16 protein-coding genes are annotated in these 26763 nt (G+C 38.0%); 4 read left to right on the plus strand and 12 right to left on the minus strand.

Features of this window, described 5'->3' with window-relative positions; translation table 11 throughout:
* Positions 1 to 24 precede the first annotated feature (24 nt).
* The 6 genes from zmpA to QM818_RS00810 form a co-directional block, all read right to left on the minus strand.
* Positions 25 to 6315, minus strand: coding sequence for a zinc metalloprotease A (zmpA, locus tag QM818_RS00785; protein ID WP_414299788.1), 6291 nt, complete (start codon positions 6313 to 6315; stop codon positions 25 to 27).
* Between the two features lie 243 nt (positions 6316 to 6558).
* Positions 6559 to 7737 (minus strand): hypothetical protein, encoded by a 1179-nt coding sequence (locus QM818_RS00790; protein ID WP_414299789.1) that lies wholly within the window; start codon positions 7735 to 7737, stop codon positions 6559 to 6561.
* 17 nt (positions 7738 to 7754) lie between these two features.
* The gene (gene addA, locus QM818_RS00795; RefSeq protein ID WP_414299790.1) at positions 7755 to 11405 is read right to left on the minus strand and encodes a helicase-exonuclease AddAB subunit AddA; all 3651 of its coding nucleotides are present in this window, start codon (positions 11403 to 11405) and stop codon (positions 7755 to 7757) included.
* Complete coding sequence (gene rexB, locus QM818_RS00800) at positions 11402 to 14677, minus strand: ATP-dependent nuclease subunit B (RefSeq protein ID WP_000772314.1); 3276 nt, start codon at positions 14675 to 14677, stop codon at positions 11402 to 11404. The genes addA and rexB overlap by 4 nt, the downstream gene beginning before the upstream one ends.
* Positions 14678 to 14783: 106 nt before the next feature.
* A complete protein-coding gene (locus QM818_RS00805; protein ID WP_001138487.1) occupies positions 14784 to 15203 on the minus strand; it encodes an EVE domain-containing protein in 420 nt (139 codons plus the stop codon).
* Positions 15196 to 15657, minus strand: coding sequence for a MarR family winged helix-turn-helix transcriptional regulator (locus QM818_RS00810; RefSeq protein ID WP_265473217.1), 462 nt, complete (start codon positions 15655 to 15657; stop codon positions 15196 to 15198). Before QM818_RS00810 ends, QM818_RS00805 begins: the two co-directional genes overlap by 8 nt.
* Positions 15658 to 15803: 146 nt before the next feature.
* On the opposite strand from QM818_RS00810, the gene QM818_RS00815 reads away from it, so the two are divergent.
* The 3 genes from QM818_RS00815 (at position 15804) to QM818_RS00825 (ending at position 18426) form a co-directional block, all read left to right on the plus strand.
* Entirely contained in the window at positions 15804 to 16613 is an 810-nt protein-coding gene (locus QM818_RS00815; protein ID WP_265473216.1) for a Cof-type HAD-IIB family hydrolase, read from the plus strand.
* 141 nt (positions 16614 to 16754) lie between these two features.
* Positions 16755 to 17663: an ATP-binding cassette domain-containing protein gene (locus QM818_RS00820; RefSeq protein ID WP_265473215.1), complete on the plus strand. Its 909-nt coding sequence runs from the start codon at positions 16755 to 16757 to the stop codon at positions 17661 to 17663.
* Between the two features lie 10 nt (positions 17664 to 17673).
* A complete protein-coding gene (locus tag QM818_RS00825) occupies positions 17674 to 18426 on the plus strand; it encodes an ABC transporter permease (protein ID WP_265473214.1) in 753 nt (250 codons plus the stop codon).
* Between the two features lie 39 nt (positions 18427 to 18465).
* Here QM818_RS00825 and QM818_RS00830 read toward each other — a convergent pair whose 3' ends face one another.
* Positions 18466 to 19344: a sensor histidine kinase gene (locus QM818_RS00830; RefSeq protein ID WP_414299791.1), complete on the minus strand. Its 879-nt coding sequence runs from the start codon at positions 19342 to 19344 to the stop codon at positions 18466 to 18468.
* Positions 19341 to 20042, minus strand: a complete 702-nt coding sequence (locus tag QM818_RS00835; protein WP_414299792.1) for a response regulator transcription factor — start codon at positions 20040 to 20042, stop codon at positions 19341 to 19343. Before QM818_RS00835 ends, QM818_RS00830 begins: the two co-directional genes overlap by 4 nt.
* A 156-nt stretch (positions 20043 to 20198) precedes the next feature.
* On the opposite strand from QM818_RS00835, the gene QM818_RS00840 reads away from it, so the two are divergent.
* On the plus strand, positions 20199 to 20894 hold the full coding sequence (locus QM818_RS00840; RefSeq protein WP_229294928.1) for a VIT1/CCC1 transporter family protein: 696 nt from the start codon (positions 20199 to 20201) through the stop codon (positions 20892 to 20894).
* A gap of 42 nt (positions 20895 to 20936) precedes the next feature.
* Here QM818_RS00840 and QM818_RS00845 read toward each other — a convergent pair whose 3' ends face one another.
* From QM818_RS00845 to QM818_RS00860, 4 genes are all read right to left on the minus strand, one after another.
* Positions 20937 to 22925: an ABC transporter permease gene (locus QM818_RS00845; protein ID WP_265473211.1), complete on the minus strand. Its 1989-nt coding sequence runs from the start codon at positions 22923 to 22925 to the stop codon at positions 20937 to 20939.
* Position 22926: 1 nt separating this feature from the next.
* Positions 22927 to 23685: an ABC transporter ATP-binding protein gene (locus tag QM818_RS00850; RefSeq protein WP_000173372.1), complete on the minus strand. Its 759-nt coding sequence runs from the start codon at positions 23683 to 23685 to the stop codon at positions 22927 to 22929.
* Positions 23686 to 24229: 544 nt separating this feature from the next.
* Complete coding sequence (locus QM818_RS00855) at positions 24230 to 25774, minus strand: hypothetical protein (RefSeq protein WP_261080765.1); 1545 nt, start codon at positions 25772 to 25774, stop codon at positions 24230 to 24232.
* Between the two features lie 3 nt (positions 25775 to 25777).
* Positions 25778 to 26449, minus strand: a complete 672-nt coding sequence (locus QM818_RS00860) for a hypothetical protein (protein ID WP_125443171.1) — start codon at positions 26447 to 26449, stop codon at positions 25778 to 25780.
* Positions 26450 to 26763: the final 314 nt, after the last annotated feature.

Consider the following 26763-nt stretch of genomic DNA (forward strand, 5'->3'; position numbering starts at 1 on the left):
CTTTTTATTTCCTAATAGTAAATACTATTTTTTATTATCAAAAATTGAACTTCTAAAATCATCGGTTTGGTCAAGATAAGCTTTAAAAATCGCTCTCTTCAACTTATGAACCGCACTGTCAGTCTCTGGATTATAGTTATCCCAATGAGTTCCTTCTGCATCCTGACGGACAGCAATATCCATTAAACTCTGTAAATCCTCTATCCTACTAGTAGTTTTTCTTGCAAAGGAAGTCCATGGCTGTGTTGTATCATTAAAGGTAACTTTGTTCAATTTATTGAACTTAGTTTGACGCTCTGTATACATAGCTTTTTTAAAATCACTCCAAGTGTGGTATTGTCCATTAAATAATTTCTGAAGTACCAATTTATCTGTCACTAACCCTTTTGTTTTACCATATGAGCTAATCGTTTTATTATTTTCCCTAGCATCGGGTTCAAATTGATTTGAAATATATGGTACCATACCATCTTTAAAGCCTTTAGCAGCTAATAGTTCATATGCCATACGACGTCCCATTAGATCACCTGGCGTTCCGTCATCATTACTTAATGCTGCATAAATCGGCGCAAATAGTTTTATAGTAAAATAGCCATTTCTTTCGTATGTTTTTGACGCATATTCCCTAGACGAAATAATATTATTATCAATCAAATCATTGAATGAACGTAGTTTTTTAGCTTCTTCTACTGTTAGATCTCTGACAACATTTGTTGCATATACGTTATTTCCATCTGGATCCTTGACGAATACATTCTCAATTTTTCTCAGTGCAGTCATTTTCTCTGAATTAGATAAATGTTGAATGATTGATTGTCCTTCAAGATATTCCAACATATAGACAACATCAAACATATTGTGGACATATTGCTTCAAATCATCTGCACTATTAAATCTCGTAGTTGGATCGAGTATTTGTAATCGTTCTCCTTCTTTGCTATCCGATTTTAAATGTTTCAAGATCGAGTTGATGGTGATGGTTGCGTCATTTGGATGGTCTGGTGCTTGCAATAAGCCTTTTGCGAAGAACTCTGGTCCCAAGCCACTTCTTCGACCATAGCCACCAAGATAAATTTCTCTATCTGAGTTATGCGTCATTTCATGCGTATATGTTACCGCACCAGATTTATCAAGCATACGATAAGCCATATAGTAGAATGCGTCCCCTGTTGCATATGCACCATTAGCATTGTGAACTACATTATTACCTGCTGGACCAAAGAAATGTTTTATTGCTGGATGATTAGTTTCAAAGTTAGCTTCTTGTAACTTATTATCTTCATCATTTCCAAATCTAAATGCATCATATACTGGGATACTTCTAAATAATTTTTCTTTATTTTCATTATCTAGAATTTTATACCAATAATCATAATGGTCTCTAAATCGTTTAGCCGCTGCTTGTGCATTCTCTTCAACAAATTTATTTAATTTTTCTCCCTTAGGATATTCTTTACTTCTATATCTATCATATGCACCAAATCCAATAGTAGAGATATTCGCTATCATAAACACAGATTTTTCAGGTAGTGTTAATAACGGCAACACCATACTTTGATATTTCCATGATGGGCTAGTTAATCTATCATATACACCAATAGAATATGGACTACCTGCTATTGATTGTTTATCACTTACCTCTTTAATCGTAGATTTTTCTTCTACTATATAAGCTTTTGTTTGTTTTTTAAACCACTCGTTGTTAGAAGTTTTTGGTAAAAATACTTTTCTATATCCTTCTAATGCTTTAAATAAACTTTCAGTTCCATAATTTTTCGCTAATAATACATTATAAGTAATTACATTATTTTTCGCTAATAAATTGTTAAAGCCAGACTTACCTAGTTCAATAACATTATCTAAGGCTGAACTATTTGATTTACCGAAGAAATCCAAGTGATACATAACTAAATCTTTAGCACTTGCATTATCATATTTAAAATTATACCAACGTTCTAGATAAGTTAAACCTAGAAGTAACGCTTCTTTATTATTCTTAATTTTTTCTATTACATAATTATCAATTATTGAATTACTATTTTCAGCTATTGCCGCGTCAGCAGAAAGAAGTTTTGATAAACTATCTTCAATGTTTGCTTTTGTTTTGTCGAATTGTTCATCTAGATATAACTCTGTTAAACTAATACCTTTAGAAATATCTAATACTTTTCTAATTGCATCTGATTTATATTCTACTTTATTTAATTCTGGTAATACTTCATCTAAAATATTTTTATAATTTCGAAGTAATGTATTTGGTGTGTAAATTAATTTTGTACCATTCAAACTATACTCTGCTACATTTGAAAAATCACTTTGATATTGTATATTTATCGTTTCTGATGTATTGTCCGTGTAATATAGTAATAGTTTATTTATACTTGATTTACTTCCGTTAACATCACTAATTATTTCTTTATCTTTCATAGGAACTACTGATAATAATTCTTTTTTGTAAAGATTACTACTAGTCTCTACTAAATTCCCGTACTTAACTATTGTTTCTCTATTATAGAATGGTAATAATTTTTCAATATTTTTATAAACTTGTTCTTTTGATGAATCGGCATTTTCAAGATTTCTATAGTCAGTTACATATCTAGAAGAGAAATTGAAGTCTTCTACTTTAGTACTTTGTTTAGAAACTAACTCAACTTTTTTAGCATTCACTTTGTCAGATTCTAATATCGTACCTCTTTGTACATCTGAATCTTTAGTTACAAGTTCATCGTCCACTTGAACTACATTTACTACTTTATTATTTTTATTACTATATGTCTTAAATGCTTTAATACCATTAAAATCATAACCAACTATAGCGTTCCCATTAGTAACATTAACATCACTTAGCACATCAGATAGTCGACCTGAATTTTCAACTTCTCCTGAATTATCCCAAAGATTACCAACGACTCCACCAACTTTACCAAAATGTTTCACATTATTAACATTACCTTCAACATAGCTATTACTGATTGTCGCTCTATCATCAACAACTCCCGCTATACCACCAACAATTTGGTCTCCTTGATTAGCATTTGTCGCCATATCAATAGACGAAACTGATCTATCAATTGAAGCTCTAGCTCCTGAAAGTTTACCAACTAAACCACCTATTTGATAAGTAGCCTTTGTGTCATAAGTATTAGTTATTCTACCAGTATAACTACTATTCAAGATTTTAGAATCTGTAACTTGTGAAACTAAACCACCAATGCCACGTTCACCAGCAATTACACCAGATGAGTGAACATTAGTAATGTTAGTACCATTTTTCGCTTCTTTCGCTATTGTAGCAGCATCTTCTTTAGAAGAAACATTTGCTTCTTTTATTGAAAGATCTCGAATATTAGCATGATTTAAAACGTTAAATAACGGTTTTTTCAGGTTATATACAGCATAGTTCTTATCCTTGTTTGAACCTATTAATGTACCACTAAATTCGTGATTAATATAACTTTCTTGACCTTCCAAAAGTTCTACTTCACGAGCATCCATAGTCGCCCCTAGACGAAATGTACCATGTGGGTTACTATTCATATCATCTACAAGATTTTTAAATGATGTATAAACACCATTTTCACTACTTACCGTCTTAGGTAGGTAGTATGTATAATTATCTAATACTCTATCATTTTCATGTTGTATCAAATTATTTACGCGAGCCACTATTTTATAGACTTCTCTATTATCTTTATTATCATTAGTAATACTTTCAACTGGAAGCATTACATCCTTAAAATTCTCTGACTTAACTTTCATAAAGTAATTTGAAGAGATGTTTGGCACACTTGAAAGTGAAGTTACATGACGATACTTATCTCCTTCTTTCGAATATAGTTCAACAGAAGAAATATTTCTAAGTTCTAATTTTTTAACAATTTCTTTCTCTTCTTTAGTGTCATCTTTTTTCTCATCTTTATGACGTTCAAGAGCATCATATTTAGGTGTAATTTCTTTACCGTTTATAATACTTCTAATCCAAGCTAATTGTGTTGGAGATAAAATCAATCCTCCTGAACGATTTTCAGCTCCATTTTGGTGTATACCAATGACTTCTCCTTTAGAGTTAAAGATTCCTCCACCACTCATACCAGCTTTTCCACCTTGGTATTGGACACCATAAGTATTATTAGCGTATTTTTGTTCCATTTCTACAGTAGTATCTTTTAAGTGAGTATACTGCCCAGCAGGATATCCATGAACATTTAGTTTGTCATTAACATTTACTTTCGAGTAATTTTCTACTAAGTTGGCATACTGTCTTCTAGTAGATTCAGGTAATTTAATAACTGCTAAATCGTAGATAAAGCCTTTTGGATAATCTTTTTGATTATAGAAGTGAATATCATCTGAAGTGAATGAACCTTTTTGTCCATCAGGTGACTGCCATTCATATGTGTTTTTAGCTTTATCTCCCCTAAACTCACCAGTAGTGTTATCTGAAGAATTATTAATAAAATTATGCGCTACTGTCAACAATACGTTAGGAGCTATAAAAGTAGCTGAACCCGTTCCTGATAATGCTTTGTTATCTTTAACAAAATTCATTCGAAGAAGTGCACTAGCATTTTTTTCTACATTATTGTTTTCTGTTGTATTGTTTAACTCTACTGCAGGTTTAGGCTTCTCTGTTTTCGGTGATTCAATTTTCCCTGTGTATTCTTTCGGTGGTTCCACTTTTTCTGGCTCGACTATCGCTCCGGCTTGCACACCTGTGTACTCTTTTGGCGGACTTACCTTCTCTGGTTCTACTACAGCCCCAGCTTGTACTCCAGCATATTCCGGTTCAACTTTTTCAGGTTCAACAATAGCTCCGGCTTGTACACCTGTATATTCTGGTTTTTCATGAACTTCTGGTTCGCCTTTGTCTGTCACTACTGCTGCTGACAATTCAGGCTGAACTTCTGGTTCTCCTTTATCACTTATTACAGCCTCTGGCAACGCTGGTTGAACTTCAGGTTTCCCTTTATCTGTTACGACTGCTTCCGGTAACGCTGGCTGGACTTCCGGTACGCCTTTATCACTTACTACAGCCTCTGGTAACTCTGGTTGGACCGCGGGTTTAACAATAGATCCAGCTTGTAGGTCCTTATGTTCTGTGACAGTCTCAGGTTGTTCCTTTATAACTTGCGCTTTTTTAGTACCTTTTTCGACTATTCTTGTAACAGGCGCAGTTGTTGAAGTTGAAACAATTTCTCGAGAAACTTCTTCCTTGTTTACAGAGAATATTCTTATGATTTCAACTTTCTTACCTAATTTACCTTCTTGTTTGACTCTTACAGTTCCTTCAGCTAAATCAGAATTCTCCTGAACTTTTTCTTGAAAATCTATTTTTGTTTCTATAGTTTCGTCACGATATAAGAGTTCAGGTTTATTCAACTGACCTGATAGAACTTCATCCTGTGGATTTAATGTATTTACCCCAGTCTTTTCTTTTGGAGAAACTTTCTCGTCTTTCTTCGTCTCTAGATTCTTGTGTTCTGCCAACTGTGCTTGAGAATCTGAAGATTGTTTCTCTTCTTTTCTTGGATTCGTTAATTCTGTAGAAAGAGGTTTTTCAACTACTTGAACTTCTGTCGGCTTAGTTGAAGAAACAGGTGTTTGTTCCTGAATAGCTTGTACTGTTGATGGATGTTCTACAAAAGTCGGTGTAACACTATAATCCACCTTTTGTTGAGTTGTTGGACTAGATACTGATTTCTCTTGATTGCTTACTTTAGATTCAGAAGTTATGTTTCCCTCTTTGATATATCCAATATAAGTATAACCTGAAATCTCTTTAGGAAGAGGTAATTTTTCTCCAGAGGTCAATTCATAGTCCGTATTATAATTCAGTAAAAGATTATTTTCTAAAGCATGAGCTGAAATTAGGACACCATTTCCTATTCCTGCAACCAATACTAAATGTAATACTGTTTTATTCTTAACTTTTTTCTTAGAAACGGCAAAAATTAAAATCCCCAGAGTAGCTAAGCTAGCACCAGCAACTAGGGTTTGCATATCATTCTTGCTTCCAGTATTTGGCAATTCCCCCAGTTGATTTTGGGAATTTAATTTATAAACAAGATAATAAGTCTCATCATCATTCTCCACGTATGTCGGAATATCATAGATAAGCTTATTCTGCTCATCTGATGATAGCTCTGACTCTGTCACATATTTATAGTGAACACCTTTAGTCTCTTGAGCATCCACAGATGAACTTCCTAAAACAGACATAAAAAATAAACTTGAAATCGTCGCAGATACAAGTCCTACTGATAATTTTCTAAATGAAAAACGCTGCTGTTTTTCACCAAAATACTTTTCCATTATTCCTCCTTGAAATAAAATTTATATTTATCTTACGAAGGCCTTTAATATATTAGCGTATTATCTATAAAAAAGGCACCACACTTTAATTATACTCTTAATTTACCAAAAAGTCTTAAAATTGCGTTACGTTTTCATACTTTGTTTTATATATAAAATACGAAGGAGCAGGGTTTGCCATTTCCTATTTTCTCTTTTTGGATAAAATGTAACCTACCATGAAATTTCCACGGTAGGTGTTACTTATATCACTAATCGTTCTAAAAATGGTTTGAGGCAGTTGAGGAGAATTCCTTCGATCCAGCTTTCTTGTGCTGAGGAGAGATGATCTGTCTGGAGACTTTCTTTTAGAAAATCTCGGACTTGTTCTGGTGCGATTTCAAACTCAAAGGCTTTCATTTTATAGAAAAAGTCGAGCAGATAGTCTGACAGATATTCAGTTGAAAAGGGGACTTCTCCATTTTTTCGATATTCTAATAAGAGTCGAGCAAAGCGGGATTTTTCTTCAGGAAGCTCACGAAAATAGGAATTGAGGAGCCAGGTCTGCTTCTGCTTTCTTTCAATTGGATCCTGACTAGCAATTCGTTGGTCTTTTTCCAGCTCTTTTTGGTATTGTTTAGCCTTGATAGCCCGTTCTGTTCGATTTTTACCAAAAAGAATTTTTTCCCACTTGCGTTCTTCTTGAGTTAGGGTTTCTGTAAAGCCAAAGTAATCTTGATAGGCACGCTCTGCTGGGCCCATAGCTAGAACCAGATTGTCTGCATATTGTTTGGCGATTTTATCCCTCTTCTTGCGCTCTTTCTCTGCCTGGATACGAAGTTCTTGTTCGTAGTCAATTTTCTCCTTGCCTAGCTTGACAAGATAGAGTTGGTCATCTGGTTTTCCGAGTAAAAAGGGTTTGATGCATTTTTCAAGAACTTCTTCCATCCGAGCCTTTTTCTTTGGCTCCGCCTTGGTCCAACTTCCTCCCTGAAAGACTTCTAGGAAAAGCTGGTAGTCTCTCTCAGGCGAGAACTGATTTCCACGATTGGGTTTAAAAACACCTTTTTCCCAGAGCCACTTTAGAAGACGCTCGTCAAAGTCACTTTTATTGACCTTGATTTTTTCCTTTTTCTGGGCTTTTCTGGTCAGATTTTCAACCTTTCTGAGTAGTTTTTCTTCCTCTTCCAGTTGCTGGTCAAGAGACAATCGATGAAAATGCCGAACACAGTCGCTACCAATCGGAAAGAGGCGTTGACCTGTGATACCGTTAAAGAGTTCGTAAGCATATTTGATAGCATTTCCACAGACACAATTGCTACGGCCGATACCGTTAAAAATCAAGGAAACTTCATTCCATTCCTTGGTAGCTTGTTCCCAAGTATCAGCTTTTGAAGCCTGTAAAACCGCATCATGCAGGGATTTTCTAACTGGAAGTGTCATGAGGTCTCCTTTCTAGATTATACTTTTACAACTTGAACCTCGTCTTTACCGAGTAAAATTAAGTATTTGTCAATATTTTCAATCGAATAGGCTCGAGATAAAGCCTCTCCGTATAGGGCTAACTGACCACGATAACGGTCTATGAGTTGACTTGGCTCATCATAGCGGTCTGTCTTGTAGTCGAACAGAACAATTTTGTCTTCGTGAAGAATATAGCCATCAAGGATACCACGGACAACAAAGTCTTCCTGACTCTTTTGGTCTCGTTTAAGCATGGAGAAGGGTTGCTCGCGATAGAGATGGTCGGTATTAGCAAGAATTTCCTGACCGAGAGCTGTGTCAAAGAATGCAAGAATTTTCGAAAGATTGATCTTGTCCCTGACACCTGGGCTGGTTTGAACTTGTTTGAGAGTTTCTGTCAGGCTAGCAAGGGTTGGTCGCTGACTGAGGTCAATTCTCTGCATCAGTTCGTGGGTAGCACTACCAATCTCAGCTCCTGTTACCTTTTCTTTGGTTGAAAAATCTGGCAAATCAAAGTTGATTTTCTTGTCTACTGACTGGCCTTGACCTGCAATCTCAACACCCTCCATATCCATAACAGGTTCGTAGAATTTCTTGATTTGACTTGGGGTTTGAACACTTGGCAATTCAATAGCTGCGCGGTGAAGAGTATTATAGACTTCCACCTCTTTTAGCATTTGAAGGGCGTCTTTGATGGTTTCTGACTGACGATTGTCTGCTTGGGAGCTATCTTGGAGAGGGCTCTTGTTTTCCAACTGACCAATAGCTTCTCTAGTCAGCTGATCTTCACCAACAAAACGATAGCTAAAGTTGAGATGATCCTTGGTAAATACTTTACTGATAGCCCACATCCAATCTTGGAAATTCCTTGCTTGTAGTCTTGTTTTACTATTTAGTTTCCCATTTTTAGCTGCTGGGTATTCCTTGGATTCCAGCTTTTCACGAGAACCCTTGCCGACAAGATAGAGCTTTTTCTCAGCCCTCGTCATGGCAACATACAGCAGACGCATTTGCTCAGAATAGCTTGCCAGCTGTAATTCTTCTTCGTTCTGTCTATAGGTCAGACTAGGAATGGAGAGTTTGATGGTTTTAGGATAGTGTTCTTCTACTGCTCCTGTCTTCATTTTGGCAATATATTTGACACCAAGCCCATTTTTACGGCTGAGAATGACTTCTGACATAGAGTCTTGCTTGTTGAAATCTTGATCCATGTTGAGGATAAAGGCGTAAGGAAACTCCAGCCCTTTACTCTTGTGGATGGTCATGAGCTCTACTGCATCTTTTGGCGGTGCGACTGCCACGCTTGCCAAATCGTGCTGGGCTTCTAAAACCTGATCAATCATACGAATAAAACGAGACAAGCCTTTGAACTTGCTCTTTTCAAATTGATCAGCACGCAGTGCTAGGGCATAGAGATTGGCCTGTCTAGCAGGACCATTTGGCAAAGCTCCAACATAATCGTAGTAAAAACGGTCATTGTAAATCTTCCAAATCAAGTCATAAAGGGAGTGAGTTTTGGCATACAAACGCCAAGAATCCAAGATATTCATGAATTGCTTTAGTTTCTCAGCTAGAGCGGTGTGAATCAAGTTTTTCTGGCTGCTAGCCAGTTTTTGTGCATTGACTAGTTTCTCATAGAGATTTTCCTGGACTTTATCCTCTGCTTTCTGAAGGGACAAACGTGCTAGCTCGTCCTCATCAAAGCCAAACATTGGAGACTTCATAAGAGCAACCAAGGCATAGTCTTGCAGGGGATTGTGAATGACACGAAGGGTGTCTAGCATGACTTGCACTTCTAGGGATTGGAGATAGTTGTTTTGCTCTCCGTCGGTTTTGACAGGAATCCCGTACTCAGACAGGGCGAGGAGAATCTGGTCATTACGACTGCGGCTGGAGGTCAGAAGAGCAATTTCTTTAAAGGCAACATCTTTTTCCTGATGAAGTTTCAGAATCTCCTTGATGACTAAGCGCATCTCACCAGTGAGTTTCGTTTCTGCCTGATCCTCTTCTTCCTCACCTATGTCATCCTTGTCGTAGAGGAGAAACTCTGCCTTGTTGTCAGGATTGGGAGTCAGTTTGGTATTGGCAAAAACAAGCTGGTGCATGTTATCATAGTTGATTTCGCCGACCTCTTGGTCCATGAGACGCTCAAAAACATCATTGGTTGCTGACAGCACTTCTGAACTACTACGGAAATTTTCCTTGAGGAGAATCAGCTTGCCTTCTTGGGGATTTTGAGAGTAACGTTGGAATTTTTCATTGAAAATCTGCGGATCTGCTTGACGGAAACGATAGATAGACTGCTTGATATCTCCCACCATAAAGCGATTGTGGGCATTAGATAGCAATTCTAGCATCCGTTCTTGAATATGGTTGGTATCCTGATACTCATCGACCATGACTTCATGGAAGCGCTCCTGATAAGCCTCACGGACTTGCGGAAAATTCTCTAAAATCTCAATGGTATAATGGCTGATATCAGCGAATTCAAAGGCATTTTCCTGACGTTTACGCTGACGATAAGCCTCCACAAAATCACTCATGAAGGTTTGGAAGGTCTTAGCTAGTTCCCAGGTGTCTTGATGATAACGTTCTTGATAGTCGAGAATGGTTATCTGGTCTGACAGTTGTCCTAGTTTAGCAAACTGGGTCTTTCTCTCTTCGTTGTAGGCATCGGCCAGTGGTTTCAAATCAGCCTTACGACTCGCATTTGTCAGAGCCCGACCATTTTTCTCTTTCGAAATGGCGACAACACGCGCAAGCACTGCCTGATAAGCCTGACTATCGGACTCCTGATTTAGGGAGCCAATTTCATCCAGAACCAACTGAACATTTTCTAGATAGGGAGCTTTTGGAAACTCCTTGGCATCGTTATCCAGATGATAACGGAAAAAGCTTTCCAAATCCCAAAGGGCTTGCTGGATTTGTTGGGTCAGTTTTTCTTTTTCACAAGTAAAATCAGCTGTTTCAAAGCCTTTGAGGAAAGATTCACTCAGCCATTTCTGAGGATTGCTGGTGGATTGGAGGAAGTCATAGATTTTGTAGACCTGCTGGCGCAGACCACGTTCATCCTTGCCACGCCCTGCAAAATTTTTCAGCAAATGACTAAAGATCTCTTTCTGTTTGCCTTGGTAATGGGCTTCAAATACCTCATGAAAGACTTCGTTTTTTAGAAGGAGTTGCTCGCTTTGGTTTTGTAAAATACGGAAATTAGGTGCAATATCAATCAGATAGCCATGTTTACCAAGGAATTTTTGTGTGAAAGAGTCCATGGTTCCGATAGCAGCGTTGGGTAGGTCTGCCAACTGGCGACCCAAGTGTTGTTTGAGGTCGACATCGCTGCTTTCTTGGATTTGCTTGCTGATTTTTTTCTCTAAACGTTCTTTAAGTTCTGTCGCAGCCTTAACCGTAAAGGTTGAGATAAAGAGTTGACTGATTTCCACTCCACGCGCTAATTGATCTAGAATGCGCTCTGCCATGACAAAGGTTTTACCAGAACCAGCCGATGCTGAAACCAAGATATTCTGTCCAGAAGTGTAGATAGCTTCGATTTGCTCGGCAGTTTTCTTCTGTTCCTTGCTCGAATTTGCTTCTGCTTCTTGCAGTTTTTGAATTTCCTCCTCGGTTAAAAAGGGAATGGGCTTCATCGATTCAACTCCTCTCTTATTTTTTCAAACCAAGCTTGCTTGAGCTTTTCTCCGACCAGACGCTTGCCATCAGCCAAGTCCAACTTTTCTAGGAAGCGAGCTTGACCAAAGTGATAATTGGCTTCAAATCCTGTGATGGCTTGATGTTGCTGAACATACGGTGCAATACTTCTGCCATTTTCTGTATAAGGATTGATGGCGAACTGGCCTGCTAAAATTTTCTCAGCTGCTTTCTTGTAAAGATGGGCATTGTAGTCCAGTAGGAGCTGGAATTCCTCATCCGTCAGCTGATTGGCCTTGTTTTTATTGTAAAATTCGCCTAAATGACTGCTTTCTTTTTCTAAAAAGAGACCTTGGTATTTCATTGATTTGCTGACTTCTGCTACTGCTCCAGCCAGACTTTTAACGGCCATCAGAGATTGGACTGGCTCAGCCATTTCCAAGTACATGGCTCCGAAAAAGTTCTGCTCCCCTTCTCTTTTTAGGGCAGCTAGATAGGTTGGCAGCTGGGAATTAAGCCCATTAAAGAAATGAGGAAACTGGAACTGAGTCAGACTGGACTTGTAGTCTACTACCCCTATCGCTCCATCAGCTTTCAATCGGTCAATGCGGTCAACCTTGCCTCGTACAAAGACACTGCGTCCATTGTCCAATTGAATAAAGGCCTGCTCTTTTCCACCAAAATTCGCTTCCTCTTTGATGGTTTCGATGGCTGGATTGTGTCGGAGAATATGGCCAGTTGTCCGCGCCACATCAAGTAGAACTTCCTTGGTAAACTGGGCTTCCAAACTTTCCTGATAAATTGCTTCAAATTCGCGTTCTTGACTGGTTTCTTGAATAGCTTGTTCTAGACGGTGGTCAAAGGAATCTTCGTCAGGCAACTGCAAGGCACGTTCAAAAATGCGGTGCAAGAAATTCCCGTGACTACGAGCATCTGGACGTAGGCGCAATTCTTCCTGTAAGCCTAATACATAACGGAGGAAATAACTGTATTGGTTACGGTAAAACTCCGTCAAACCAGACGTAGACAGGTAAAATTCCTGATTAGCTGGATAGAGAGCCTGCAAGGTATCCTTAGCCAACTGCTTACTGCTTGGGCTTGTTGGAAGGGCTGGATTTTCCAGACCTTGCTGATCTAGTTTTTTACCCATGACACGCGCCAGTACCTTAATAAAGGTCAAATCTTGCCCAGTATCGCTCGTCTCGCCCTGCTGGTGATAGGCAACCAGGCTAGACAAAAGACTGTGATAGGACCCCATATCCTCCTTAGACAGCCCTTTGTGATTCATCCTCTTCTCTCTCCGACTAAATCCAAAATGGACAAGTTCTTGAAGATAGGCTGACTCCTTACTTTCACTTTCGTTAAAAAGGCTTGGAGCCGACAAGACCAACTGCTTACGAGCAGAATTGACCAAAGAAAGCATAGTATAGCGATTTTTCTTGAGGTTCTCACTGCTGGCAATCAGCAATTGCGCCCCCTCTTCAGTCGTTTTGTTTAGATTTTGCCTTTCTTCATCTGTCAAAAGACTGGTGTTTTGAGAAATTTTTGGTAAATTGTCCTGAGTCAGACCAATGGCATAGACAAAGTCAGCTGTCAAAGGCGCAATCAAATCGTAACTCTGCACCAGAACGGTGTCCACTGTCGCTGGAATAGTACGGTATTGGGACAAACTCATTCCAGAATGGAGCAAGGCCAGAAAGTCCTCTAGATTAACTTGCGAACCAGCAAAAACAGTCGCAAATTGTTCTAAAACATGACAGAATGCCTTCCAAACTTCGGCTTGTCTTTCCTGTTCTACAGCTTCCATAGTGGCTGTCAAATCTTGTAACTGCTTGGTCACAGCTCCTTCTTTTAGAAAAGAGTTCCACTTTTGCAAGAGATTTTCAGCCTTCTGTTTTCGGCTTGCAAAAAGAGTCTCAAGAGGTGTTAAAATACGCAGACGAAGAGCATTTAAACGTTCCAGATTAAATTTTCCATGGTGGGATTTGGTAAAGGTTTGCTGAAAGGCTGGCAAGCCATTGATACCAAGATAGCGGATATATTGCTCAAAAGCATCAATATCAGCTTGTCTAAGGTCGGTATACAAACCTGTTCTGAGGATATTAATCAAATCTTCCTGACGGAAACGATAACGTTTTAAAGCCAAAATAGACTCAACAAACTGTGTCAAGGGATGATGCGCCATGGATTCGCTTCTACCAAGATAGAAAGGAATCTGATACTGGTCAAAAATGGTTTTCAGCGATAATTGATAAGAAGCTACATCCCCCAAGAGAATACGAAAATGCTTGTAACTCAGATTTGAGTTCTCGTGCAATTTCTGACGAATGCTACGGGCTACTAGCTCCAACTCCTCCTTTTGCGTCAAGCAAGACCAGATTTGTAAGTTTTCACAATCCTTCTCATCGACATCCAATGTTAATTCTGAAAAGTTATAAGAAGACTCCAGAAAACGAGAGGCCTTGTCAAAGCTATCCATCTTCTCATGAGTTTGAGAATAATCCCGGGCAGGTGTTTGGTATTTAAAGGCTAGATGATGGAGAAACTCCACACTGGCTTGATAGAGATTGCCTTCAGAGAATGGACTGGTATAAGATTTCTTACTCGCATAAGCTCCAATGACAATCTCAACACCCTTGTCATGAAGTAGGTCCACAATTCGTTCTTCCTCAGCAGAAAAACGAGTAAATCCATCAATGACTAAGGCAATCTGGCTAAAATCACTACTTACTTTGTCATTCTCAATAGCCTCAATCAAATGGGATAACTGACTTCCCTGAGCTAACTGCCCTTGGTTAAGATAGGCCGTTACTTTCTCAAAAATCAAGAGTAAATCGGCCCTCTTGTCCTCATCCGTCAAACTCTCCAAGTCCAAAAAACTCATCTGAGCTTTGGTCATCTCATGGTAAAGCTCAATCAACTGCTGGATAAATTGAGGATCCTGCTTGATAGCTCCATAAACACGTAAATCCTTAGGATCAAGTTCGGCAAGGCATTTATAAAAGGCCATCCCAAGACCGATGTCATCTAGACTGGTTTTGACAGGTAGGTCATTCAAAATCAGGTAACGAGCCATCTGCGCAAAGCGCGTGACGGTAATCGCAAAAGAAGCCTGCTGTGACAAGCATTCCAGCACGGCGCGTTCCTTTTCAAAAGAAAGAGAGTTAGGGGCGATGTAGAAGACCCGCTTGCCAGCAGCAATCAGCTCCTCCGCCTCTCTGGTTAGGATTTCTGTCAAAGAAGTCCGAATATCAGTATAAAGTAATTTCATCTCAGCCTCGTTTGGTTTATCAAAGTTTCTTACTCTATTATAGCAAAGTTCGCTTCACAGTCCAAATCCAAAATTCTTGTTGATAATCATTTAACTAGCAAATCAATCATACTTCATCATCCACTTTCATATGATGAAAGATATAGAGGAAAAAGTCTTTAGAAACTTCAAAATGTCCATAACGAAGTCGAGAAGTATAGTCTCTCCATTCAAGATGCTGTCTAGCTATTTCTATGGAACAATCTTTGACTGGTAGATAATACTCGACATTTCGTCTAAAGGGAAAGAATCCTTCAAATTGCTCTACTTGATAGGCTTTGTCATCTATAATTTTACCTACGGCCACAAAAGCCTGTAACTTATCTTGACCATTCATATCGTATTTTGGACTATAGTATAAAAGATAGTCACCTTTTTTCATACGATTTAAGGGGCCGCCCTTTCCATGACAGACCTGACAAAAATTTCCCTCAACTCCTCTTAAAACATGGTTCTTTGAAACAACTCCGACCCAATATCTAGGCATTTTTATCCTCCAACTCTACTAACATGCGATTAAAACATTCTCTATCGTTAGATAGTTTTTCAAAAAATTCTTCATCAACGCCTTCTACTAAGGGTAAAGCTTGATTGACCTTCTCCGCGCCAGACTTCGTCACTGAGACAAGTTTTGCCCGACTATCCATTGGGTGTTGATCGCGTCTAATGTAGTCTTTCTTCTCCAGTAGTCTAACAATCTGGGAAACCGTCATGACATCCATACCAGTGAACCGAGCGATATCAACTTGCGTTACATATTCCTCTCTATTAGACAAAAACAAGAGCGAAGTTAAAACGATAAATTGGGGCAAAGTGAGGCCAACTGATTTCAAGACTCTTTTCAAATTGCTTTCCCACTTGTTGTAGACTTTGATGAAAAGAAGACCTGTAGACTCTGTTTCATCATTTTTGTAAATTGAATTAAATTGATACTTTGTCATTATTTCTCCTTAAATATTAAGTATACATATTATATAAGAATTTACTTTGTTTTTCAAGAAAAGAAAAGTCAAATGTTACAATTCTGTCAGACATTTTATAGCCTATATGCTATAATAAAAGCAAAACACCTAGAAAAGGAAGTCTTATGATTAAACTACTTGCCTTGGATATGGACGGAACCCTCCTCAATGAAGCCAAGGAAATCCCACAAGCCCACATTACTGCTATTCACCAAGCTATCGAAAAAGGTGTCAAACTGGTTCTCTGTACGGGTCGCCCGCTTTTTGGCGTCCTCCCCTACTATCAAAAACTGGGACTTGACCTCCAGAATGAGTATGTCATTGTTAACAACGGTTGTTCAACTCACCAGACCAGTGATTGGAGTCTGGTTGATTGGCAAGAACTCAGTCCATCTGACATCGAATACCTTTATGACCTAGCTGAAAAGAGTGAGGTTCAGTTGACTCTTTTTGATGAGGAACATTATTTTGTCCTCGGAGGTAAGCCTAATGAAATCATTCAAAATGATGCTAAGCTAGTCTTTTCAGACCTGACTGAAATTTCTCTTGAAGAAGCAACCAGTGGCAAGTTTCGTATGTTCCAAGGTATGTTTTTAGGAACAGAGAGCCAAACAGACGATTTTGAGCAGAGTTTTGCTGAGGAGCTTTGCCAACGATTTAGCGGTGTTCGTTCGCAGCCTGTTATTTATGAAGCCATGCCACTTGGAACAACAAAGGCTACTGCTCTTTCTCGACTAGCTGAAATTTTGAAGATTGAGCCATCAGAAATTTTGGCCATGGGCGATGCCAATAACGATATCGAAATGCTCCAGTTTGCAGGCCTTGGTATTGCAATGGGAAATGCCAGCGATTATGTCAAATCTCTTGCGGATGCCGTTACAGCCAGCAACGAAGAAGGCGGCGTTGCGCGTGCCATTGAGAAATATATTTTATAGTAAAGAAGCCCAGTTCATACCAACTGGGTTTTGATATTTAAGAATTCCTAAAACTTTAGAAACTCTTTAGAAATGCTTGAGCTTTCTTTGATTTCTATACTTTATACTAAAGTTAACAAAATAAATCAAAAGGAGAGAATCATGAAAACAGTACTTGACATTCATGGATTGTCCAAAAACTTCGACAAACAAGCTATCCTTCAGGATCTTCATCTAACGATAAGAGAGGGAGATATTTATGGACTTATCGGGAAAAACGGAGCTGGGAAAACCACCTTGATAAAAATCATTACGCAGCTACTGTTTGCGGATAAAGGAACTGTTTCCCTCTTCTCTAGCCATTCGGAAAATGAATGGAGCAAGGCTCTATCTCGAGTAGGTTCAGTGATCGAATCACCTGTAGCTCATAATCACTTAACAGCCTATCAAAACCTGAAATATTACTGTATGATTCGTCATATTCCAAATGCTGATCAAGTCATTCGAGAAACGCTGGACTATGTAGGCTTGTCAGATACAGGTAAAAAAGTCTTTCGAGATTTCTCTCTTGGAATGAAGCAAAGACTTGGTATCGCCATTGCCCTTCTATCTAAACCAGACTTCCTGATTTTAGATGAACCTATCAATGGTCTCGACCCAATCGGTATCAAAGAATTTCGATTAATGATTCAACGACTCAATCAAGAAAAAGGGATCACCATTCTCATCTCTAGCCATATCTTGTCAGAACTCTACCTCGTAGCTAATCGTTTTGGTATTTTAGATCAAGGCAAGATTATCCGTGAAATCAGCAAAGCTGAATTTGAAACACTAAGTGAAGATTACATTGTGCTTAAGACAGCTGACCAAGAGAAAGCTTGTCAAGTATTGAAAGAACAAATCCAGCTCCAGTTTAAGGTAGTGAACCCTGAAAATGAAATCCATATCTTTGGTCAGGAACAAGATGTCAAGCAGATTCTTAAGGAATTAACCTTGGCAGATGTTGCCATTGACGAGATTTACTATGCCCGTCAAAACCTAGAAGAATACTTCACTCAATTGGTCCAATAGGAGGAAAATCATGATACATACCATTCAAGCAGACTTTTACCGTCTTTTCCGTTCCAAAGGATTCTGGATTACAGAGTTCATTCTCTTTGCTCTCATGCTAATGGGTGCAAGTATAGGAGCTACGGGTCATCTGATAGCAATCCAGACAGAAGAACCAGAAATTCCAACCCATGGCTGGGACGGTGTACAAGCCCTGATCAACGCATCTAGTCAAGGTTCAAACCTCGTTTTTCTATGTATTGTTCTAGCCTGCCTCGTTCTTGGAGTTGATTTAATCGGCAAACTCTATAAAAATAATTTAACAGTGGGTGTCTCTCGTACCGAGTTTTTCCTTGCCAAAGCCTTTGTACTTGCTAGTATCGCTTTCTTACAACTTATCCTTAGCCTTGTGATTGCCTTTATTCCAGCAACTATCTTAAATGGATTTGGAACTATGCCTGATGGCTTTATCGGCAATCTACTGATAACCATTTCCCTTCAATTTCTTTGCCTTCTAGCTTGGCTTTCCATTGTTTCCTTCATTCTCTATGTTAGTCATTCTTATCTTGCGGTATTTGTTGGTTATTTGGTCAGCTCTATCATCCTTTCTATGCCAATGCTCATCTTCCCAAGTATCAAAATTTTGCCATATTTATCATTGCAGTTTTTCTATGCTATGACTGCTAATAGTGAATCAATTTTCTATACCCTTATAGTTACTTTAGTTGTTATCGTAATCTTTAATCTAAGTGGATTGGCAGTTTTCAAAAAGAAAAGTCTATAAAAAATGACCTCCTCTAGCCTACAGAGGAGGTTTATTTCGTTAAAAGTAAATGAAAACCGACAACCATTGCCCATCTGTGCTTAGTTTCATCTCTGCACCAAGAAGATGACATAATTCCTCAGTGATATAAAGGCCTAAACCAGAGGATTCTTCCGTGTCTGATAGATTTTCCGAATAAAAACGGTTGCTGAGATTTTCTATTCTTTTGATGGGCTGTTTAACAAGGTTTGCAATCTCTAAGACAAGCTGTTCCTTTTCCTTTCTCAAAGATAGCCGCGCTTCTTCCTTGCCATGTTTGAGGACATTTCCAAGCAGATTTTGTAAAATTCGATCCAGCAAGTCTTCATCAGTCCTCATTTTCAGACCAGTTTCAACCTTAAAATCAAGCATGATATTTGCCGACTGAAAAACATCATAATAAGCCAGAGTCTTTTTGGTGATAAAAGCTGAAAAATCCACTTCTTGCAGTTTCGGTTTGACAGCTCCTTCCATTAAACGACGATATTCTAGGAGTGCCTCCAAACGTTTAGAAACTAAATCAAGATGCTGGGCTATTTTTTGTAAGGTTTCTGCTTTGTCTTCAGGAGACTTTATCAATTGTTGGGTGTAGCCTGAAGCAATAGTCAGAGGTGTACGAATATCATGGGCGATATTGCTGATGGCCATATCCAGAGTCTGCTTTTCCCTTTTCATAACCAATCGAGATTGTTCCACTTCTTGAAATAAATTCTCAATCTGCTGGTAGAGTTGTAAAAAATGTTTGGAAAAAATGTTGACTCCGACTCTTTTCATACTACCCGTGAGAATCTTGTCTTCAATCTGTTGACTCAAGTTTTTAAGTGCTAGATGGTAGCGAATCAATGAAATCGATAAAATAATTAGGAGTACCAGTAGGATAAAGATTATCATGTAGGTCATTGCTTGTCTCCTTTTAATCTTACACCAACTCCCCAGATGGTTTCAATATATTCTTGATTTGGATCAAGCTGGTTTAATTTTTTACGAAGATTACTCAAATGCGTATTGAGGGTATTATCTCCAGGTAGATAGCTATCCTCCCAGACCAATTCATAAAGTTCTTCTTTTGTAAAAATTTTTTTAGGGTATTTAAGGAGAGTTTGGAGAATCAAGCATTCTTTCTTGGCAAGGCGAATCGTCTCCTGGCTATTTTTGATTTCAAAACTTTCTGCATCAAACTGGATATTTTTTAAGCTTTGTGGCAGATTTTCAGTTTTTCCTATTTCCATAGGCTGTTTTTCTGCACTTTGGCGTAATTGAACAGTAACTCTAGCAAAGACTTCGTCCAAATCAAAAGGTTTGACTATGTAATCATTGGCACCGTCTAAGAGATATTGACTGATTAGCTTCTTATCGCTCAAAGCCGTTAGCATAATGACTGGAATTTGACTTTGTTTCCTGATGGCTTTTAAAACCTGATCCCCATTTTTCCCAGGAAGCATGATATCTAGCAAAACGAGGTCAATCCCACCTTGGTCAAAACGCATGATTCCTTCTGTACCAGAAAAGGCTTGAATTACCTCATGCTCCTCAGTAAGAAGTGTTCTCAAAATTTCCTGAATGTCACTATTATCTTCAATAACCAATATCCTAGCCATAAATACCAACCTTTCTGCAACTATTATAGCATGTTTTAATGGTAAAACTTAAACAGAAAAGCCCTTTTCATTAAAATCGTGCAACTTTTTTCAGATACTTTTAAAAGATTGATTTCATTACCTCTTTCCTTTATACTGGATAAAAAGGAGAATAGTATGTCAGAAACAAATCACGAAATCGATTCAAATTTTGCAGGTCGTTTAAATATCCTGCGTGCGGGTGTTCTTGGTGCTAATGATGGGATTATTTCCATCGCTGGTGTGGTTATTGGGGTTGCCAGTGCTACGAGCAATATCTGGATTATCTTTTTATCAGGATTTGCGGCTATTTTGGCCGGTGCCTTTTCGATGGCAGGTGGAGAATATGTGTCCGTTTCAACTCAAAAAGATACTGAGGAAGCGGCCGTTGCGCGTGAGCAAGTCTTGCTAGACCAAGATATGGAACTAGCCAAAAAGTCCCTCTATGCTGCCTATATTCAAAATGGCGAGTGTGAAACATCAGCCCAACTTCTCACCAACAAAGCCTTTTTAAATAATCCACTCAAGGCTTTGGTAGAGGAAAAATACGGGATAGAGTATGAAGAGTTTACCAATCCTTGGCACGCTGCCATCTCTAGCTTTATTTCTTTTTTCCTTGGTAGCTTACCACCCATGCTTTCAATTACCATTTTCCCAAGTGAATACCGCATCCTTGCTACCGTCCTTATCGTCGGTGTGGCCCTTCTTCTCACTGGTTACACTAGTGCAAGACTTGGAAAAGCCCCAACCAAAACGGCTATGATTCGGAACCTTGCTATTGGTCTCTTGACCATGGGAGTTACCTTCTTACTCGGACAACTTTTCAGCATTTAGAAGACAAGAAATACCTCGATTTTGAAGTCGAGGTATCTTTTTTTACATTTGGACAATCTTGCGATAACTTCTTGAAGTAATCATGAAAATCAGCACATAGGCGATGAGGAAGATAGCGCAGATAGACAAGGTCACTGTCAACATCATAGTCGCATCCAGTACACCTATCACTTTAAGAATCAGGCTAAGCATATGATAGGCAAAGGCTAGGTGTAGGAAAGCAAAGAGCAAAGGGAGGAAGAAAACAGTTAAAACCTGTTTGTTGATGGTTTGCTTGATTTGCTTTTGATCTAAACCAACTTTCTGCAAGATAATAAAGCGTTCACGGTCTTCATAGCCTTCAGAAATTTGTTTGTAGTAGATGACCAGAACGGTTCCGACCATAAAGATAATGGATAGGAAAATACCGATAAAGAAGACACCACCAAAGAGAGCACTCATCTGAGAACTAGCATCTGCTAGATTGCTACCATAAACATAGCTACCTTCCGTGTTTAATTGTGCATTAAATTGATCGAGGTATTTATCATACTCGTCAGCGACCTTGAGTTGTTCTTCTTCGCTGGCATTTACATTCATACCACCGTACAGCTGATTATAGATAGCCGAATCTGGGAATTGGTCTAAAAATGCTTGCAAATTAGGAACAACAAGGTAATTGTAATCAGTAGTAAAAATATTAAACTGATTTGGGACATGATTCACAATAAAATCTGTATTAAATTCTTCTTTGACAGAAAATTGATGGTTATTTAGAGTTAGAGCTTTCTGTCCTTTCAGTCCGTCATTTTTGGCAAAGAGACCGACCTCATTCCCAGATAGAGAAAGCTTTTGACCAGTCATATTTTCATAATCTTTTTGGTCAAATACCATGAAGACTGTTTTAGGTTGGACACGGTTTTGTCCTTTTTCAAAAATAGTTAACTTGGTTCCTTCTTGATTTGCAATACCAAAGTTACTGTAACGAAGAACTTCTTTCTCTTTGACACTATAACCTTTGTCACTTGCAAACTGGCTCAAGAGTTTGTCCAAATCTTCTTTTTCAACATTTTGTCCAGTAATGCCAAAGTCATGCGGATTCATCACTTTCTTAAAGGATTCTGAGGCATTGAAAATACTAGTAGCTGCTGACATGGTTACCAAAACCATTGTTGACAAAATTGCGATAGTTGCTAGTCCAACCGCATTTTTCTTCATACGGAAAATCAAGTTGGACACTGAGATAAGGTTATTGGGCTGGTAATAATATTTCTTATTCTTCTTTAAGATTTGGAGGAAAACGGTAATACCTGCATTGAACAAGAGATAGGTTCCAAAAATAACCAGCAAAACAGCTAGGAAGAAAGTTGTTAAGGCTGTAAGAGGATCTTTTACAGTAAGGGAAAGATAATATCCAATCCCTAAACTTATGGAACCAAGAATAGTTTGGAGAGGTAGGAAACGACCTTTTTTCTCTCCGCTTGCTTTCTCACGAGAGAGCTGGAGGGCATTCATACGGGCAATTCGAAGGGAATTCAGGAACATGAGACCTAGGAAAATCAAACCAAAGACAACAAGTACTGTAATGACAACTTTCATCTGGAAAGTAGCGACTAGTTCTACCTTTAATTTCATCAGTTTGAGTAGGAAAGCGAAAATCAACTTGTCAAACAAGGCTCCAATACCGATACCTGCTCCAACAGTTAGAATCCCAAATACCACTAACTCCTTAAAGGTCATACTGATCAGGTGACGCTTCTCCAAGCCCAACATGCCATAAATTCCTAGTTCCTTGGAACGGTTTTTCATGACAAAACTATTGGCATAGAGGACGATAATGGCTGACGCAAGGGTGACGACAAACATACCAAATCCTAGAGTAGCTTGAATCGTTTCCCCTCCACGAATTTCTGCAATCTTGGGATTGAAAGTTAGAGAGTAAAAGAGATAGGTGACAGTGACTGCCAAGAGAACAGCCAGCGCAAAAGGATAGTAGAGTTTGCGGTTTTTAATCAAGTTCGATACCGCTAACTTATTGGTTAATCGAAACATACTAATTCACCTCGCTTGCCATGACAGTCAAGGTATCAGAGATTTCTTGGAACATCTGACGCTCTGTCTTCTCTCCACGGTAGATTTGATTGTAAAGAATGCCGTCTTTGATAAAGAGTACACGTTTAGCTCTGCTAGCTGCTGCTGTTGAGTGGGTTACCATGAGAATGGTTTGGCCGCGCTCATTGATTTCATCAAAAACATCAAGTAAGGCTGCAGATGATTTGGAGTCAAGGGCCCCTGTTGGCTCATCCGCAAGGAGAATTTCAGGTTCTGTGATGATGGCGCGGGCTACTGCTACACGCTGTTTCTGACCACCAGAAATCTCGTAAGGGTATTTCTCTTGCAATTGGTTGATACCAAGATTCTCAGCTGTCACCACCAATTTCTTCATCATCTCCGTAATAGGTCTTCTTGACAAGACAAGCGGAAGCAAGATATTGTCCTTAACAGACAGAGTATCTAGCAAATTAAAGTCTTGGAAGACAAAGCCTAATTTTTCACGACGGAAGCTAGAAGCTTGTGAATTTTTAATGGTTGCTGTGTCAGTTCCATTTAAGTAAACCTGACCACGAGTTGGTTTATCCAGCATAGCTAGAATATTGAGAAGAGTTGATTTACCAGAACCAGACTCACCCATGATGGCAACGTAGTCACCTTTTTCCACGGTAAAGTGAATATCCTTGAGGGCCTCTACTTGGTTGCCCTGAAAACGAGTTTTATAAATTTTTTGAACGTGTTTTACATCTAAAAGTGTCATGAGAATCTCCTTTCTTAATATCCCATCAAATGAAATGTTGCTTGCATCATAGCGCATCCCAGCTGAACACGCTCGATATCTTTGTGACTTGGTTTTCTTGTTTTCTCATGTAAGGTTTGTTTCATGATGTTACTCCTTTGTTCTTTATGAGTCTAGTTTACATCAAAAAAAGACCGCTTGCCATAACCTAACCTTACAAAAGAGACTTTAATCTTACATTTTTGTAAGATTGGAGGGAATATACCCATTTCATTAAAAATATTTTACCATAAAAAGAAGGCAAGAAGAAAACCCTTGCGGATACAAGGGTTCAAAAATTTTAAAATAGATTAGTCGAATTCATAGACTAACAGTAAAATAACTGTTTCTACCTGACCAAAACCAGCCTTCATTATCGTCAATGGCTTGGGCTTCTTTGCGTTTCTATTTTATCATTTAATAGTTATTGACTTATCTAACTTAAAAAAATAATTTCGGATAGAAATAAATTGTCTTATATAATTATAAATATACTCGTACTTATAAAAGACATCCAATCCAAGTATTATAAATATCCTACACAATTTACACCTATAATTCCTCTTCTTAAGAATATCGTATGAAGTTTCTCATACTCAAATTGTTCATATTCAAATCGCTCGTATTCAAACTTCTCAAATTCAAACGGTTCGTATTCAAACTTTTCATATTCAAAAACTTCAATTCCTATTTCTTTTAATACTTCTTCTGGCAACTCGTAATTTTGATCCACTAAACCAAATAGAGTAAATCCTGAATCGACACAAAATGATAGTACTGGATTATATATTGAAGAGTAAATTACAGAACCAGCTATCGATCCTACAAAACTACCAATCATGTATCCTAAAGGGACAACTTTATTAAGTTTAGAAAGAAAATTAGGTAGAGGAATTTTAATATATGCATTTCCTAATAATCCCATTGAAAATGCACAGGTTGTAATAAACATTTCTTTAATTAACTCGTTCACCATCTCACTTCTATTCATCTCACCAGTAAATACTTTATACGAGCTCTTCATCGAGTTCATTACTAGTACTGTCACTACACCTACTACTGATGGATTAACTTTTTTAAAAGTCTTTCCAAGCACACCAGACAGACAACTTGCGGTAATTGCAGCAGATACCGTTCCTCGAACAAACCCCTCTCCTGCTCCTGTAAGTGCTGCAAAACCTATTTTTTTAAATTGTTTTTCATCGACATATCCATTCTTAATTAAATAAGCTATTGCATTCCAGATTTCCGGTACAACTTTCAAAACCATTGATATTGTGGCAGCTGTTAATCCTGCTTTGTATGATTTCTTTAATATATCAATGTATTTAATAAGATCTTCAGTTGTTAAGTGTAAATCCTCAGGATTTACTCCACCCTCCTTAGACAAAGTAGCAAGTTCACGTGCTTCCTGTTCCGACAAAGGAATCGATTCATTTCCCTCATTATCTTTAACTCTATCACTGAGTAATTCTAGAGTCTCTTCACGGCGATAAACTTGCTCCGGTCGCTTTACAGCATCTTCGCTTATTTTTCGCTCTAAAGACATAGTCGCTTCTTCTAACTGATCTGATGGAATTACTCTATACTGACCTGCGTAAACTGGAGAATTTAAATCTGTTTCAGCTGATAATCCCCGTTCTTCTAAATATTTCTCGAGATTATCATTCCCACCTCGAGCTTTATATTCATTGAAACGATTTAAAATACTTTTCGATTGCTGAATTGCACTTGCTGTCCCATCCTTATAATATTTTAAACCAAATTCAGCATCGAAGTTTATTCCTGTAATATCAGCAGAGCCAAAGTCATGGCTACGATCAACTTGTACCCTGTTTTTTGAAGAATTAATAGCTGCATTAATATTAAAAGTCCCAGCATGCCAAAACTCAGCAACATCTCCCTTTAGTGTATCTATACGTGCACCATTATATTCAAATTCATTTAGATTATTCACCAACTTCTTTATCTCTGATTCTACAGAGTCTAAATAATGTACACCAGCAGTATGTCCTGCAAAATTACCTGCATGCTTTTGAAAGAATTCGTATCCTTCTCTAAAGCCTTCCATTCATTATCCCTCCAAGAACTCAGATAATCCATCCATATATAATATTAATGTTAAAGCGCGATATTGTTGATCTGTAATTTTTCTCTGATCTTCTGTTGTTGTAATCCATTTAGTAGCTTCTGCAACCGCATTAACTGCATCTGCTGCAATAGCTGGCACAGGTCCCAAGAAAGATAATAATGTATTTCCAACATTCATCATAATATCAGGAATATCACCCATAACACCAACAGCTGCGTCTAGTGCTTGTTCATGAAGTGGTTTTTTAAACTCTATTAGTTCAAACTCAGTCTTGTAGTCACTACAGAGATTAATAAATTCATTGTAACTATCTGGGTTATCTATAGTACTTGAAACTAGCATCATACCACGCTTGCCTAACCATCCATATTTCATTCCAAGTTGGTCAAATTTTACAGTCATACTTGGTATTTCATCTTTACTAGCTTGATTTTCTCCTATAAACAAAACATGTTCATTAGACGATATTGTAGACATATTATCTAAATAATGCTTTTCTAACCAAACACTTACTTTAATTGCACCATCTTTAGTTCCTATAATTACGTCTTCTTCATCGTCATTAGCACTTACAAGTTGGCGTAAGTAATTAGCATATCCAACTGTACTCTCATCACATACAATAATTAACTTTGTTATATTTAGTTCGAACATAAAAAACTCCACATTTTATGAATATTATTTTTCGATTATGATTTCTTTTAGTAACTCTCTTTATAGATTCTTGAAAAATTTTTCACTATAATAATCAAAATCGTTTTATACGCTTATTATACCATTTAGCCATAGATTCTGACAAGATGAAAAAAAGCCTTGTCTTCTATAATACAAAGCTTATTTTGGCTCTATAATATTTGTAGTGGGTAACCCCCTATAGATATTATAGAGCCGATTTTTGTGTAGAAAAAAAGTCCCATAAGATCTATAATGAAAAGCGATCAAACAACTCATTAGAAAGATTCATATGG

Source organism: Streptococcus mitis, from assembly GCF_047464035.1.
Taxonomy (GTDB): Bacteria; Bacillota; Bacilli; order Lactobacillales; family Streptococcaceae; genus Streptococcus; species Streptococcus mitis_DX.